Source organism: Lysinibacillus sp. K60 (genome assembly GCF_019731275.1).
Classification (GTDB): Bacteria; Bacillota; Bacilli; order Bacillales_A; family Planococcaceae; genus Lysinibacillus; species Lysinibacillus capsici.
Genome location: NZ_JAASJR010000007.1, coordinates 176,381 through 190,856 on the forward strand (window position 1 = coordinate 176,381; position 14,476 = coordinate 190,856).

A 14,476-nucleotide genomic window follows, 5' to 3' on the forward strand; every position below is an offset into this window, starting at 1 on the left:
TTTGAACGTTTATTGTAATGAATTCCTTACGCTAAGCCCCCCTTTAGTTTAGTTGGTTTTAAAAGAAAGGGTTCCAACTTTCCTCTTTTCGATTGACTTATAGAAGCGTTTAATGCTAAATTTACTAAATCAGTAATTTACTAAATTACTAAAATAGAAATGATAAGGAGTACGGATACATGAAAATTCCAACACATTTAAAACATAAACCTGTCATCGTGGCAGAAAATTATGCCAATATTGATGGGCGCACGGCTTATCAAACCGATGCACAAGGGCTTTCCCTTGGTCTGGCACAATGGAATGATCGAGGAAAGGTTGATATTTCTGCCAAGGTTTGGCGGCATACAGGTGGCAAGTGGTCTCGCCAATCAGAAGAACTTCCCCTACACCGCGTGCTTGATCTCGCTATTTTAGTGTGTGAAACGGAACTTTATTTTAAGGAGGCTTATCGTCATGAGCATTTATATGATGAAGAAAACCCTGTGATTAATCGTGTAGGCTTACAGGGAGATGCCATGACAGTGGAAGTTTGTACAGAAAATGAACAGATTAAAGAGGATATCCAGCTTTTTCAGCAAGCACTTACTAATGATGGTGAGCTAATTGGAGAACGCCTACGCACACTTTCAAGAATCTTAAAAGAAATGGGTTATTAAAACTCAAGAGGAACTTATTTATGAACGAACAAATGGTACAGGATGATCAACAGCTACGCAAAGCTTTTTTTAATTTCTTAATTCCCGTGATGCTAGCAAATGTGCTGCAATCTGTCGGCCAGGTATTTGCTATGTTTATCGTCGGACGCAATTTAGGGGTCGATGCCCTAGCAGCCATTTCGGCATTTTTTCCATTTTTCTTCTTTTTAATGGCCTTTGCAATTGGCATTGGTTCAGGAAGCTCTATTTTAGTCGGTCAAACATTTGGGGCTGGTAATCATGCCAAAATGAAAGAGGTTGTTGGTGTAACACTCGCCTTTACAACCATTTTATCCATTGCTGTCGCGATTTTTGGTGGCTTTTTCATTGAATGGATATTACGCTTTATGCAGACACCTGCGAATATTTTAGACATGAGTATTAGTTATGCCCAAATACTTTTCTTCACGTTACCGATTATGTTTTGGTATTTGGTGTATACAACCTTTATGCGAGGAGTCGGTGATTCCAAAACCCCATTTTTATTTTTAGTAATTAGTGTCGTGTTAAATATCGTCTTCCTACCACCTTTAGTATTTGGATGGTTGGGGTTGCCTGCGTTCGGCTTAAATGGGGCTGCCTATGCTTCCGTGTTATCAAATCTGGTGACAATGATCCTGTTGTTAGCCTATTTGCATAAAACAAAGCATTTACTACGTTTTGATAAAACGATCTTACAGCATTTTAAATTAAAGAAAGATATTTTAACGTCCTTATTAAAGCTAGCCATTCCAGCCAGTATTAGCATGGTTGCCATTTCAGTGGCCGAAATTGCCGTTATTGGCTTTGTGAATGGCTATGGTTCGGATGCTACTGCCGCTTATGGCGTTGTCAATCAGGTAGCTAGCTATGCTCAAGTCCCAGCTATGAGTATTGCCATTGCTACATCTGTCTTTGTAGCACAGGCGTTAGGGGCTAATTCCACAGAGATGATTAAAAAAATCCGACAAATGGGTGTGCGAATTAATTATTTTCTAGGTGGCGCGATCATCCTCATTATGTATCTGTTTGCAGAGCCTATTTTGGCTTTCTTTATCGATTCACATGAGACTGTGCTTATTGCCAAGAATTATTTATATATTGCCTTTTGGAGCTATTTAATTTTTGGACACACACAAACTGTTTCTGCTACAATGCGTGCCACTGGTGTGGTATTATGGCCAACCATCTTCTTAGTCATTACGATTTGGGTTGTACAGGTACCATTAGCGTTCCTATTATCTCACCATACGTCACTAGAACTAAATGGCGTTTGGTTAGCCTATCCAATCACCTTCTGCGTCCACTTCATTATGCAATATGCATACTTCAAGCTAGGCTGGCAAAAACGAACATTAAAAGCTATGCTGAGCGAATAAAATCGAAGAGGGTATGCCATGTGCGAGCCCTCTTTTTATTATGACAACAAAATAACCAGGCACTCAAAATTGAGCCCTGGTCATTTTGTGAAAAGTGAATGTTACTACTTGCTTTAGTTCTTTTGTATTCTACTAATAGAGTAGTCGTTTCACATTGAAAAAGGTTACAACAAGTTTCAAATTTTTTCTCGCTTTTTCTAATAGGAATAATTACCAAAACAAAAAACTGTTACCTCGAATATAAATCTCCTTCTAAACCGTAACTAGATGTTTAATTCTCCTTGCAAGACTGTAACTGCTGCGCCTGCAATCAATACCTTGTTGTGATGAGGGGTCACATAGAGTACACCACCACGTTTAGAAAGTTGTTTGCTGACAAGCTGTTGTTTAGATAATTTCTCACACCAATAAGGGCCTAGTGCACCATGACTTGAACCATTTACATGATCCTCGTCAATACCTTGTGCTGGAGAAAAAAAGCGAGATACGATATCAATGCCTTCTTCCTTCGACTGACTAGTTAGACAAATTCCTCGAACAGAAAACTGCTTCATCGCAAAAAAGTCAGGTTCAAACTGTGCAATTTGATCTTCATTGCCTACTTCCACGATATAATCCAATTCGGTCCTCCCTACAAAGATGGGCTTACATCCTAACCAGTCCTCCAATGCTGAAGGACATTCCATTTCAGCAATTGGATACGTTTTGATGGCGATTTCCACTCGTTCATGTTGCCACTTGGCATGTAAAGGACCACTTGCTGTATGAAATGTAATTGTGTGCTCCTTTGGCACAATTCCTTGCTGCCAAAGCACAAAGGCACTAGCAAGGGTGCCGTGACCACAAATGGGTATTTCCTTATTTGGCGTAAACCATTTCAGCGAAAAATCAACCTGTTTTTTTTCAATAAAGGCTGTTGTCGGGACAGGTATCTCCTGTGCAATTTTTTGCATGGTCTCCTCAGAAATAGCTTCATCTAATAGACATATTGCTGCAGGATTTCCTTTATATAGCTCATTCGTAAATGTATTAATTAGACAATATGAAATACTAGTCACCGTTCTCCCCTCCTTGCCTCATCATACCTGAAAATCGGCACATTGGATATGATTTTCCAAATACCATTTCCTCAGCAAGCACTTTATAAAAAAGCCATCTTTTGTCTAAGCTAACACTATAAAATACAACTAAAGAGCAATTCGAGTGGAGAAACCATGAAAACTTATTTCAACTTTTTATTGATCATCGGATTGACGACCTTACTCGCTGGATGCTGGGATATTACGGAGCCACAAAGAATGTACTATATAAATGCAGTAGGTGTAGACTACGAAAACGACGAGTATATTGTCTATTTACAAGTGATTAATTTCGCTGATGTCGCGAAATCTATACAACCTAGCGCATCGGTGGCGCCTGCAGAAGTAGGACGTGCCACTGGTAAAACAATAGAAGAGGCCATTTACAAATTATATCGCTCCTCAGATCAGGAAATTTTTTGGGGACATATGCGATATATGATTTTTTCAGAGCAAGCTATGGAAAATGAACACATTATTCCTGTCATCGATACATTCATACGTTTTCGCGATACTAGGTATCAAATCTGGGTGTATTGTACAAAAAACCCAGTAGAAGACATACTGCTTGTCACACCTATCTTAAGAAATTCGTTATCCTCATCAAAATTAAGTAGCCCAATCAACCCAACAGAACAAGAAACATTTATTGAACCAAAGGACTTAAGAGATGTTGTCATTGGTTTAAATGAGCCAAGCTATGAAGTAACAATTCCTTATGTGTCCATTAAAGAGGATTGGGAAACAGGTGGGGAGCAAGTAGAGGAAACCTATTTTTCAGGGGTTGGTGTCCTGTCGAAAGATGGCTTTAAGGGGTTCGTGCAAGACACTGCGGCTCGTGGCAGTCAATGGATGCATAACTATACAAATCGTGGAGAGATTACCTTTCAATTAAATACAGGCGACCAGGAAGAACTAACGGTCAGTATTGAGAAAATACATGTCGATGTGGAACCACTTGTCAAACAGGAGGTTGTTACATTTGAAGTCAAATTGAGAATCAATGCGACCATCAATGGTTTTAAAGGAAAAGTAACCGAACAAGAGCTGAAAGAGCTTATTGTAAAAGAAGTGAAAAAGGAAATCCAGGAAACCTATAAAGAAGGTCTAAAATTAGATGTGGATATCTATCGATTGTCAGAATATCTCTACCGCGATAACGTCAAGGCTTGGAAAAAGCTTGAGAAAGATGGAAAAATCCCTTTATCAGAGGATTCAATTAGCAAAATTGATGTGGATGTAGCCAAAATCAATCCAGGTCGAAAAACTTTTACAGAAACCATCAAAAAATGACCAGATGTCCTTATAGGAATCTGGTCTCCCTATTATTTAATAAGTGAGTATATATAAGTATCATGGGGCACATGATGTTGATGCATATATTTTTTTAATAAGCCTTCTTGTTCGAAGCCTATTTTCTGCAATAGTAGATTGGAAGCTTCATTTTCTTTAAATCCAATGGCTCCAATTCGTACTAAATCCATTTCTTCAAAACCATAGGAAATAGCTCGTTTGACAGCTTCCTGAGCATAGCCATTTCCCCAATATTCAGGCAAAAGGGCGTAGCTGATTTCCGCTCTTCGATGCTCTATTGACCACTCTTGAAAGCCGATTGTACCAATAATTCCTTCATGATCCTTTAATGCAATGCCCCATTTAATACCACGTTTTTCGGCAAAATTGTTTGCAAAATTTCGAATGATTTGCTGCACTTGACCTAAGCTCGTTAAGGGCTGTTGTCCATAATGGCGCAAAACTTCAGGATTCGAAAAGCACGCAAGTAGAGCTTGTCCATCAGAACTCGTCAATTCCCTTAACACTAATCGTTCAGTATGTAATATTGGAAACATCATATACCTCTTTTATCGTAGATTTATGAATCAAATTTTACATTTATCCACTGGCTATTGCACTCTCTATTTCCACTTGGTGCTACTTTATTAAAAGGACAAGGCTAGTTGCCCTGCCCCTTTTGTGCGTGTTAGTTTGCTTGTGCACCCCAACAGAGTAAGTCTACCATAGCTATCTATACATTCTCTCAACAAATCCTCAATGATTTCTATGTCCACAATAAGTTGTAAATTGTCAATGCTAGGTGAACGGAATGGAACACTTTCCACTCATACATACAAATTTTTGGGATGCCGTCGTTGCAGTCCCTGTAGTTAAGATTATTACGCAACTAATTAAGAAAATGTGTCATATAAAGCCTTTCTGGGTTCTGACCATTGCACTAGTTGTCGGCTTATTCATTTCTATTTTCATCAGCCACCGACATAATCTTCTTGCAGGACTATTCATGGGCTGGTTTTATGGCTATGCAGCAATTGGAAGTTATGCTTCCTTAAAAACTTCTTATCTTACCTATAAGCAAAAGAAACGAAGAAAGCAGAAGTATACTGCTCCTTAATGGTAACTATTGCACCTTCATACACGAGAGTTTATACTACATTTTAACAAAAACACTTAATAAATTTCATACTTGTTAAGTTGCCTTTTGACAAACAATAAATTGGAGAGGAGGAAAAAATATTTCTGAACAAGATCTTACACCTGAAGAAATCGATGCTATTTTATCTAGTCAGAAAAAATTTAATCGCCCTGCAAGCCAATTAGATATACAAAATATGACGACAGCAATCACTCTTGAACTAGAAAAAGAAACAAAAGCTGAAAAACCGAATGAACAAATAATCCAACAATTAAAGCAATTGCTAGAAAATTATACTACTTACACTGTCTATATTAATGATAATTCAGCCGACAGCATTTTCTATTCTTTTTACCCAAAGAAAAAAAGTTTAGTTACTGAAAATATCAACGACATTCAATTTCTTATAATTCGCCCATGAATGTGCCCCCTAGGAAACGGAGGAAAATCAACGTGTCTAAATTCATTACGTTTTCCTTTAATACGAAATATACCGATCAAATTCAGGAAACATTTTCATTTGAACAATTAGGGATTAATGAGCAATTACCTAGCGATGAAATAAACTATGTGATCGTCTCAACCTTTCCTTTAGCATCTTTTTAGAAGAAGATGAATGACCGTTGTATCACCTTTTACTTTAGAATATCTTTACTTGTTCTCGCAAAGTGGTACTGAACACGCGAATTTGTTCCATCGTCACAATAATACATAATGCAGGCCCACATTCTCTTGCACCATAATGATTCTTTTCATAAGCATCTAGTACAAACATTAATTTATAACGTTGCTCTGCTTCCTCCCTCTCCTCTTCAGGAATTTGAAAGATACCGTATCCAGGAAAAAAATATTCGCCATAATGAGGGATATGATAGATGCATAGGCCAGGATCATGCGGCTCCAGCATACTTAAATAAGCAAGCTCCAATTGTGTTATGTCTTCTAATAATTGAAGGAAATCTCTTTTTAAACAGGAAATCTCAGTATTTATCGCTGGGAAAGCTGGCCCAAAGCGAAATTCAATACGAAACTTTACACTTTCCTCATTCACCATTAAAATATCTAGCTCTACCTCACAACTCGGCTGACTCGAATAATCTTTTAAAATTGCCACTATACCGCCCCTTACACTTGCTTAATCGTCGTTCTCTCTACAATATACTACGAAACTATTATTTTACCAAATAAATGAAATTATTCACATTTATGTATGGTATAATAGATTTTATTCATTTTTGGGAGGTGAAGGTGTTGAAAAGATATTTGGTGACAAGCATTTTAGTAGGAGCCATCTTCCTGACAGGCTGTGAAAAGAATGACAAAGCAGCCTCAACACTATCTACATCAGTAGATGAACAAATAATCACAACGGAATCTGTCAGGGTACCTGTTCCATTAGTCTTAACGCTAGCGCAGAAAGAATACTACTATAAAGAATATTCGGCAATTGTCAATAAACTAAATGAAGAGTATGGGACAGGCTTTAAGCTAGATCCCATCACATCATTCTCAGCAAATTATTGGATAGAATTGAAAGATTTTGAAGACATGTTAAAAGGTAGAATAGACACTTCTTATGTCGTGGTCGATAATAAGGAAGTTTTTTCTCCAGTTAAAGTACCGAAATTCGTTGAATTACATATGGGGGCACATCGAACAATGATTCGAGTGGATGGTTCATTTGACACCCAACTAAGCATGGACATTCCTGGGGGAAGACAGTTATTTTCGGTTATGCATTCCTTGTCTTCTACAATTGAACAGGGTAAAGGCTACTGGACGCAAATGGGGTATGACCCTTCCATTAAAGATCAAGGCAGTGCTTACAATATTGCGATCGGTGGCTACTATTCATATAATGGTGTATCCTCACCTCATATTATTGAGATCGAGTATTATTGTAATATACATGGTGGCATTACTTAATAACTAGCAATAGGCTTGTCTGTAATCTTTTTCACAGACAAGCCCTATTCTTTTATAGGGTAGCCTCTATTCCTTTCATCATATCAAAAGCTCCCTTAGATTTATTGGAACATACGACAACTTTAATGGAAGAAGCAGGATAATAGGCTGAATGGAAGCACACGCCAGGATCATACCCCATTACATGGTATTTCAGTATTGCTTGTTCACTATTCTTCTTAATCCATACACCATAGCCATAACTATCATTTTCATTGAGTTCAACATGTGGCATTAATAGCTGATTCGTTAAATCTTCATTTAAAAGTTCAAAATTCATCAGTGCACTCCAGAACTTTGCCATATCCTTCCCCGTTACGAATGCACCCCCATCAGAACCCCCCTTTACAGGTAAAGAATAGATATTTGTTTTCCAGGTTCCATCTGGGTTGTCTATGTACCCTAATGCTGTATTAGCTGGCAAAGAATCTAACGAAAAATAGCCTGATTCCGTCATATGCACCCGATCGAATAGATGTTGTTGAATGTAATCGGAAAAATCCATACCAGTTGCATGCTCTACAATTAACCCTAATACAATATATCCTGCATTATTATAGTGAAATCGCTCACCAGCTTTATATTTCATTGGACGTTTCTGAAATAATGGTAAGAAATCTCGCAATGTTCGAAGCTGGTACATCGGATTTTCAACCCATAACGCTTCAAAATTCTCCATTTCTTCCTCATCAAAATAATCGGGTATTCCTGACGTATGTGTTAGCAGATGAGCGATGGTTACTTGCTCATCGAAGTACTTAAAATGTTCAGGCAGACAATCGCATAATTTTGTGTCAAATGCAAGCTTCCCTTTTTCAATAAGCTGACAAATAGCGACTGCAGTAAAAATTTTACAGCCAGAGGCAATGCCAAAACGAGTTTTGGCATGATTGTCGATTTGTTCTGAGCGATTCGCATAGCCAAAACTTTGGCTAACTAAGGCAACCTTCTCCTGATTTTCCACTAGCACCGTTCCTGAAAAATTAACCTTCTCTTGTATGTCGATTAGAATATTTTGTAATTTTGTGTGCATAGGTATTCTCCTGATTTTCTTAAAATTACTAAATAATAGCTTTTTTATTTTAACCATATCGTTTTGAACATATTTTTACAAGTCTATTTAGTTTCAATCCTGAAGATCCGCATAATCATGTAACGGAAGGAAACAATAAGAAAAAAAAGGATGTGTCGCTGTGGAATTTTTTCATAGTCAAGAATCACTTACTGCTATTCAATGGATTCTGCGAGCCATTGTCGCTTTTTTCTTCCTACTTTTCGCAACAAAAATTATGGGACAGCGCTCTATTTCTCAGTTAAGAATGCTGGATTTTGCAATGGCTATCACACTTGGGAATATTATCGCACATCCCTTATCTGATGAAGGTTTAGGAATGAAGGGTTCCATGATTACCATGACCGTTTTAGTTGTGCTTTACCTCATCGGTGTTTTTTTGAGCCTAAAATGGGTTGCCTTTCGTCATTTGATAGACTCCCCGCCGATTCCCCTGATTAAAAATGGGCAAATTATTAGCGCCAATTTACAAAAGGCTAGAATATCTGTAGATTTACTTTTATCGGAGTTAAGAAAAGAAAAAATTGAAGAGGTTCAAAATGTAGCACTAGCATTATGGGAACCAGACGGATCGATCTCTAGTTTTTTGCACACACCCTACCAAACACCAACACGAGCAGATATGAATTTACAGCCCGAACCCTTTTTTCTTCCCACTGTTCTTATTAAAGAGGGAAAAATTGATTACCATGAGCTTAGCAAGACTAAGCATTCTGAGCAATGGTTGATGAGTCAACTAAAAACAATCTATAACCTAGAAATAAAAGATGTCCTTCTTGCCACAATGGACCAAAAGGACAATTTGCATGTTTTTAGATACTAATTAAAAATAATTGCCAACATAAAAAGCATTAGGCTCTATTTTTAATCCCAATATTGAAGAATAAATTCAAGTCAAGTCGTCTTTGTAACGCATCCTTTGTCTTTAGATGCAAAGAGCTTACGCTGGATATACCATTCCATCACGATTAAATTTGGCACCCAACATAGCCAAGCGATAGAGGCATAACTATACTGAAAATTATCAAAGCCAAATAATACCGTAAACAAAGGTAGCCAGATTCGCAATGTCACAGCTGCAAAGGTTAAAGCATAATTTCTTAGCATCCATTTCTGATGGCCTTGGATATTTCTTTTTTTAATATGGACCAGCGCCTGAAACATGGTGAAGAGCCACCCTATGGATAATAAAGCAAAGCCTAGCTGTGCTACCCATCCTCCTGTTGCGTTCAGTGCTAAATAAAGTCCTGCCAAGCCACCAAACAAAATACTAACCATATATATATTGCCTAGTAGTCTATGGCGTTTCACATTTTTCTCTCGTAACTTTGATGACAACGTAAAAGGACCGATGACGAGAGCTAATATACCGAATACAATATGTATATAGAGCACAATATACCAAAATGAATGCAATGTAGCATTAAGCATAAGCTTTAATTGTACAAATCCAGCCTTCTGTGCATCGAATAGTAAATATTGAACAATTGAATAGCCCGCTATGAACAATGCCAAGCCACATATTATCCACCACAATTTTTGTTTCATTTTTATAGCTCCTTTCAATGTTAGCGTACCATTCAAATCTCCTATCTTTTAACACAGATAAATAAGAGGGCGGAAAAAGCACATAAGTGGACGTTTATCGACAGTACAACGAATTAACCATTAGGTAGTGTAGGTTAATAGACAGCCAAAACGTTCCACTCCAGGGTATTTTTCTCCTAAACTTGTAATATGAAAGCCGTTATTTTTATAAAAAATCACTGCGTCCTGATCTGTTTCTGCGTAAATAGAAGAAAATACATGATGTTCTTCCACATATCGTATCATCTCACGGCCAATGCCTTTTCCCCGATAAGCGGGCGATACGGCTATATGTTTAATTTCACACTGATTTGCCTCTCTTTTAACAATTCCTATACAACCAACAATGTCTTGTTCAAAGGTATAGCCATACAATAATCTTTCTGGACATGCAATGTACAATGAATATTCCTTCTCCACTTTCTTTTCGGAAGTGGCATAGGATAATAATGTTTTCACTTCGGGATGAATTTTGCTTGAATGGATCATTTTCATGGAATTCTACCTTTCTGGGCATCGTCTCAACTTACTAATAATACCTTTAAATTACTATAATTGTAAATAACGCATTCGTATTATCATTTAAAAATCCCATAATATACTTAAAAATTATCTCTTATGTTATGATGGTTTAAAAATTGAGGAGGGAGTACCTTGCTGGTTAAAGGCTATAAATTTAGTTTACCTCGCTTTTATTGGCTATTGTTCATACCTATCTTTTTGGGGACGAGTTACAAAGCATTATTTTTTGATTGGCATATACAAAAATATACTTTTCATGAGCTAGAAGATTTCGGTCGTTATATAATAATACTAGCTACAAGCTTCATAGAGGCCTTTTTCTATCTACTTATTTTTCGATTGATTGTCTATTTGCTTCAACACGTTTTTCAAAAGTTTACTAGGAATCATAGCGAATGAGCTGGAGAAAGAATTGTGTTTGCGCCGTTGAAAGAATATCCATTGCAGCTAACAGAAGGTATGCTGCTGGCATAATCTTTTATGAAGCAGAAGAAAGAGGTATTATTTTTCCATTGCCATTCAATTTGGACAGAAAAGGGCAGCCAGCTACTCGGCAACCCCTATTTCTCTTCCCACCTCAATTAGTGTTCATGCTAGGATTATGTTGATTCCACGAAATAATTTCCACATCGTCTACGTTGACATTGCCTAAGCTAAAGAGATGCGGAATATACGCAAAAAGCCCAAAGTTCTTCCCTTTTTCGTTCTCCGTTTGGAAATAGTCTACAGTTGCTGATGGTAGCTCTTCTAGTTCTCTATAATCAGGTAATGACAGTAGTTTTATATCCTCTGCAGCAATGGCCCCTGCTGGCCCTTTATAGTGTTCCTTAGAATACAGGTACATCGCATTACGATTAGCCGCTAGTTTTTGGATTGGAATTTGGTAAAACATTAGACTTTCTTTCGTTGCAATACCTAGCTCTGTTAATGCCTTATATAGATGACTAGGATGGATTGGTAGGAAATGAACAACATCATTCCACAAGCAATTTAATTGAGGAATTTCTTTCATGAATAATTTCGGCCTCTCTGGATGATCAAAATATTTTTTCGAATATCGTTCATATAAATGTGGATACATTGCCCCTAACCTATTTAAAGGCATGAGCTCAAGACCCATCATTTCCTTTGGAACCATATGATAAACATATCTCTGCATGACAAGCACCTCCACCTAACTAATTCTTCATACATTTGGAAATTCCTGTTACAATCATTGTATATAGAAAGTAGGTGCAAGATGGAATTACTAGTTATCATTCTTATTTTTGCGGGGATTTTTGCTATATATGATTCCATTAGACGAGTTAACAAAACTATTTTGGAGCAAACGGAGGAACTAAAGAAATTACGAGAGGCGCTGAAAGGTAAGGATAAAAATTAGAGGGGCTAATACTTTTGCTTTGGATAATCCATCGAATTAGCAATATCAATCAGGACTTCAGCCGTCACTTGATCTGCCACATCTCGATCAATACTAAAGACATATTGCCAATTGTCTCTTTCAAATACAAGTAAATGAAAACCAATTCGTGGATTTTCAATATAGGCTGCCTCACTGCCATTTTTCAGCTTAAATACATCCGTTTTATATTTTTCAAATGACATTTTATGTTGAACTGGTCGAACCTTGATTTTGAAATGATTTTGTGGCAATTGATCACTGATCATTACCACCTCCAGCTGATCATTCATTTCTCCTTCCAAATCACTAAACCTTCCAAAGTGATGCGTAAAGCTGATTGGCGGTACTCGTAGGGGTAGCTTCAGCTCTTTATTATAGTGGTGTTCGAACTCTTTTACGGCTATTTCTACTGTTTTATAGCCGATTTCAGGAAGAAATTCTTCAAGAGGTTGTGGCGAATCACTGTCCTTTGCAGAAACCAAATAAAAAGGGGAAACATACGCAAATAAAGATAGTCCAATAAGAATACGCTTGTTCATATTAACGCTCCTCTATCCTGTTTGAGTATAGATTAACCTTCTGAATCAAAATTATGCTGGCACTGATCACTATCATGGCATAGTCTTATCGTTAAAAATGGACGTAAAATAGCGAAGTGTCGGTACTACTTTATTCGCGTGTAGCATCTTTTCAAGCTCTAGCTTTGTGACCCATTGAACCGCTGTCACTTCCTCCTCTTGAAGCATGGTGTCACAAATTTCAAAGCTTTGTTCAAATAACCAAACATCATAAAAATCATTGAAACAATCACGACGCTCACTCTTTACTAATTGTCCATTAGTCCTCAATAATGATATCCCGATTTCCTCTTCCACCTCCCGAATAGCCCCGTCCAAACTACTTGCACCCGCGACTATAGAGCCTCCCGGACATTCCCATAAATGAGGATAATGTTTATTGGGATGTCTTTTTGTTAGAAGGAATTTTCCCTTGTTATTGCAAATCCATACGTGCACAACGATATGGTAATCTTCAGCTGCTAATTTTGTCCCACGTACATGATGCTTATTTGTTTTTTTGCGATTTTTATCATAAATATCCCAGACTTCCATTGAGCACCTCATTTCTGAATTTGAACAAGCACATACTGCTTCGTCCACATTTCCGTCGTCACAATGGAACGTTCATCATTTTTTTCGAAAAATAGACCGCTCCCCTCTTTTTCAAGAAATGCCCATCCTTCATTAGCCATCATTTGCTGAATGTCCTCGTCTACCTTCTGTATGCCCCTAGCTGAGAGGGCTGTGAGGTACCAAGTTGCCTTCTTATCATTGGAGAGCGCCACTAAATCGAAGGAGGATGCATTTAATTTTTGTATGGCTTCCTTTGGTGTAAGGGAATCGATTGGCAAAGGAGGATATAATAATTTATTGCTATCAATAAAGACCGCACTTACTACGAAAAGAGCTGCTATTAGTAAACCTATTTTTTTCAAAGCTCACTCTCCTCCTTGTCTGGTTAAGAATCGGCTGCTAAAATTTATCTGTAAAAGAGAGCTTCTATTTTGAAGCGGTCATACGTTTATTTTTTTCATTGCTATTCAAGCTTTTAATAATGAAGAAAAGTTATAGAAAGCGTTTAAAACATCTTCCCCTAATGGATCAGCAAATGCTTGATTTTCAAATGGGAAGATGCCTTCATTCTCTAACTGCTCCAAATATTTTTTGAAGCCTTGATCTATAGCCTCCATATACCCCCTAAGAGAAAATTGATAATTAAAGATTCTTTCGATAGGATAATGACTTTTATGTTCAATTAATATGTATTCACCATCGCAGGAAAAAATATAGTAATCATAGTTTCCGTGACAATCTATCATTACTTCATTTGTATTACCTTGATAAAAACGGGTGAGCGTGGAGAAAAATTGCGGGATGGCTATAAAGGCTAAACCAGATCTAAAACTAAAAAGTTGTTCATCATTTGACACATCAAATTGAATATCTCCACCCTCTAAATTAATTTTAATCGTACACATATACTTATTTTTCAAAAATATACCCCCTCTATAAACCTATACATTTCATATTTTACCTTATTAAGTAAATAAACTATAGAAGATGTTATCATTCTGTTTATAAAGATTTAATAGGAGGTGATAAATTTCATCATTAGAAAGGCAACTATAAAGATGCGAAAGGTATTGGAAAAGTACATGTTGATAGTTGGTGAACAAACTATAAGCATATTGTGCCAGCAAAATATTAAAGTAAATTATCCTACGAACAAAAAACGCAATGTTGGACACAACAAATTGCCTACAAAACGAAGTATGTCCTAGTAGCTGAAAATGAATTAG

Annotated in this window: 20 protein-coding genes; 9 read left to right on the plus strand and 11 right to left on the minus strand. The window is 37.1% G+C overall.

The window, feature by feature from the left end; translation table 11 throughout:
- Positions 1-179 precede the first annotated feature (179 nt).
- Together HCH28_RS16355 and HCH28_RS16360 are read left to right on the plus strand one after the other, a co-directional pair.
- Positions 180-659: a DUF6530 family protein gene (locus tag HCH28_RS16355; protein ID WP_004230188.1), complete on the plus strand. Its 480-nt coding sequence runs from the start codon at positions 180-182 to the stop codon at positions 657-659.
- Between the two features lie 20 nt (positions 660-679).
- Positions 680-2,056, plus strand: coding sequence for an MATE family efflux transporter (locus HCH28_RS16360; RefSeq protein WP_221682259.1), 1,377 nt, complete (start codon positions 680-682; stop codon positions 2,054-2,056).
- Between the two features lie 263 nt (positions 2,057-2,319).
- On the opposite strand, the gene HCH28_RS16365 is transcribed toward HCH28_RS16360, so the two are convergent.
- The gene (locus HCH28_RS16365) at positions 2,320-3,114 is read right to left on the minus strand and encodes a PhzF family phenazine biosynthesis protein (RefSeq protein ID WP_221682260.1); all 795 of its coding nucleotides are present in this window, start codon (positions 3,112-3,114) and stop codon (positions 2,320-2,322) included.
- A 156-nt stretch (positions 3,115-3,270) separates the two neighbouring features.
- Here HCH28_RS16365 and HCH28_RS16370 point away from each other — a divergent pair, with 156 nt between their 5' ends.
- Positions 3,271-4,428 (plus strand): Ger(x)C family spore germination protein, encoded by a 1,158-nt coding sequence (locus HCH28_RS16370; protein WP_221682261.1) that lies wholly within the window; start codon positions 3,271-3,273, stop codon positions 4,426-4,428.
- 32 nt (positions 4,429-4,460) lie between these two features.
- Here HCH28_RS16370 and HCH28_RS16375 read toward each other — a convergent pair whose 3' ends face one another.
- Complete coding sequence (locus HCH28_RS16375) at positions 4,461-4,985, minus strand: GNAT family N-acetyltransferase (RefSeq protein ID WP_221682262.1); 525 nt, start codon at positions 4,983-4,985, stop codon at positions 4,461-4,463.
- A 254-nt stretch (positions 4,986-5,239) separates the two neighbouring features.
- Here HCH28_RS16375 and HCH28_RS16380 point away from each other — a divergent pair, with 254 nt between their 5' ends.
- From HCH28_RS16380 to HCH28_RS16390, 3 genes are all read left to right on the plus strand, one after another.
- Entirely contained in the window at positions 5,240-5,545 is a 306-nt protein-coding gene (locus HCH28_RS16380) for a hypothetical protein (protein WP_221682263.1), read from the plus strand.
- A 217-nt stretch (positions 5,546-5,762) separates the two neighbouring features.
- Positions 5,763-5,987 (plus strand): hypothetical protein, encoded by a 225-nt coding sequence (locus tag HCH28_RS16385; protein ID WP_255601606.1) that lies wholly within the window; start codon positions 5,763-5,765, stop codon positions 5,985-5,987.
- Between the two features lie 32 nt (positions 5,988-6,019).
- Positions 6,020-6,172 carry a hypothetical protein gene (locus tag HCH28_RS16390; RefSeq protein WP_221682370.1) on the plus strand — a complete coding sequence of 51 codons (153 nt, stop codon included), beginning with the start codon at positions 6,020-6,022 and terminating at the stop codon, positions 6,170-6,172.
- 34 nt (positions 6,173-6,206) lie between these two features.
- On the opposite strand, the gene HCH28_RS16395 is transcribed toward HCH28_RS16390, so the two are convergent.
- Positions 6,207-6,680 carry a hypothetical protein gene (locus HCH28_RS16395; protein ID WP_221682264.1) on the minus strand — a complete coding sequence of 158 codons (474 nt, stop codon included), beginning with the start codon at positions 6,678-6,680 and terminating at the stop codon, positions 6,207-6,209.
- Between the two features lie 134 nt (positions 6,681-6,814).
- Here HCH28_RS16395 and HCH28_RS16400 point away from each other — a divergent pair, with 134 nt between their 5' ends.
- Positions 6,815-7,492 carry a hypothetical protein gene (locus HCH28_RS16400; protein WP_274773185.1) on the plus strand — a complete coding sequence of 226 codons (678 nt, stop codon included), beginning with the start codon at positions 6,815-6,817 and terminating at the stop codon, positions 7,490-7,492.
- 52 nt (positions 7,493-7,544) lie between these two features.
- Here the strand turns inward: HCH28_RS16400 and HCH28_RS16405 are convergent, their stop codons facing one another.
- A complete protein-coding gene (locus HCH28_RS16405; protein WP_221682266.1) occupies positions 7,545-8,564 on the minus strand; it encodes a serine hydrolase domain-containing protein in 1,020 nt (339 codons plus the stop codon).
- A gap of 160 nt (positions 8,565-8,724) precedes the next feature.
- Here HCH28_RS16405 and HCH28_RS16410 point away from each other — a divergent pair, with 160 nt between their 5' ends.
- Positions 8,725-9,426 carry a DUF421 domain-containing protein gene (locus HCH28_RS16410; RefSeq protein WP_221682267.1) on the plus strand — a complete coding sequence of 234 codons (702 nt, stop codon included), beginning with the start codon at positions 8,725-8,727 and terminating at the stop codon, positions 9,424-9,426.
- 71 nt (positions 9,427-9,497) lie between these two features.
- Here the strand turns inward: HCH28_RS16410 and HCH28_RS16415 are convergent, their stop codons facing one another.
- From HCH28_RS16415 to HCH28_RS16425, 3 genes are all read right to left on the minus strand, one after another.
- Complete coding sequence (locus HCH28_RS16415) at positions 9,498-10,151, minus strand: DUF2306 domain-containing protein (RefSeq protein WP_221682268.1); 654 nt, start codon at positions 10,149-10,151, stop codon at positions 9,498-9,500.
- Between the two features lie 120 nt (positions 10,152-10,271).
- A complete protein-coding gene (locus tag HCH28_RS16420) occupies positions 10,272-10,685 on the minus strand; it encodes a GNAT family N-acetyltransferase (protein WP_221682269.1) in 414 nt (137 codons plus the stop codon).
- Positions 10,686-11,289: 604 nt separating this feature from the next.
- Positions 11,290-11,871: a group-specific protein gene (locus tag HCH28_RS16425; RefSeq protein ID WP_221682270.1), complete on the minus strand. Its 582-nt coding sequence runs from the start codon at positions 11,869-11,871 to the stop codon at positions 11,290-11,292.
- 81 nt (positions 11,872-11,952) lie between these two features.
- On the opposite strand from HCH28_RS16425, the gene HCH28_RS16430 reads away from it, so the two are divergent.
- Positions 11,953-12,096 carry a hypothetical protein gene (locus HCH28_RS16430; protein WP_221682271.1) on the plus strand — a complete coding sequence of 48 codons (144 nt, stop codon included), beginning with the start codon at positions 11,953-11,955 and terminating at the stop codon, positions 12,094-12,096.
- A gap of 5 nt (positions 12,097-12,101) precedes the next feature.
- Here HCH28_RS16430 and HCH28_RS16435 read toward each other — a convergent pair whose 3' ends face one another.
- The 4 genes from HCH28_RS16435 to HCH28_RS16450 all read right to left on the minus strand — a co-directional run bounded on the left by HCH28_RS16435 (position 12,102) and on the right by HCH28_RS16450 (position 14,170).
- Positions 12,102-12,656, minus strand: coding sequence for a hypothetical protein (locus HCH28_RS16435; protein ID WP_221682272.1), 555 nt, complete (start codon positions 12,654-12,656; stop codon positions 12,102-12,104).
- A 72-nt stretch (positions 12,657-12,728) separates the two neighbouring features.
- Positions 12,729-13,229: an NUDIX hydrolase gene (locus HCH28_RS16440; RefSeq protein WP_221682273.1), complete on the minus strand. Its 501-nt coding sequence runs from the start codon at positions 13,227-13,229 to the stop codon at positions 12,729-12,731.
- 8 nt (positions 13,230-13,237) lie between these two features.
- Positions 13,238-13,612 carry a hypothetical protein gene (locus tag HCH28_RS16445; RefSeq protein ID WP_221682274.1) on the minus strand — a complete coding sequence of 125 codons (375 nt, stop codon included), beginning with the start codon at positions 13,610-13,612 and terminating at the stop codon, positions 13,238-13,240.
- 105 nt (positions 13,613-13,717) lie between these two features.
- Positions 13,718-14,170 carry a hypothetical protein gene (locus HCH28_RS16450; RefSeq protein WP_221682275.1) on the minus strand — a complete coding sequence of 151 codons (453 nt, stop codon included), beginning with the start codon at positions 14,168-14,170 and terminating at the stop codon, positions 13,718-13,720.
- Positions 14,171-14,476 lie beyond the last annotated feature (306 nt).